Raw genomic sequence first — 239 nt, 5'->3', positions numbered from 1 at the left:
ACAGATCCAATTACCGGTACAGCAGAACCAGGTTCAACCGTAACGGTGACCTTCCCGAATGGTACGACGGTTCAAGTACCAACAGATCCAACCACAGGGGTATGGACCACACCAAACCCAGGTAACTGGCCAGATGGCAGTACGGTGACAGCGATTGCCACTGACCCAGCAGGCAACCCATCATTACCAGGCAGTGAAGTGGTGGACAGCCTACCACCGAACCCAGCGGGTGCGGTACT

1 protein-coding gene is annotated in these 239 nt (G+C 55.6%); it reads left to right on the top strand.

What is annotated here, in order from left to right:
• A partial coding sequence (locus GBI66_RS19370) for an Ig-like domain-containing protein (protein WP_228267319.1) occupies positions 1-239 on the top strand: 239 nt, incomplete at both ends.

The organism is Acinetobacter sp. TUM15071 (assembly GCF_008980925.1).
GTDB classification, from domain to species: Bacteria; Pseudomonadota; Gammaproteobacteria; order Pseudomonadales; family Moraxellaceae; genus Acinetobacter; species Acinetobacter dispersus.
Note: the sequence above shows the minus strand (reverse complement) of the source record. Positions and strands in the feature narration are given on the sequence as shown.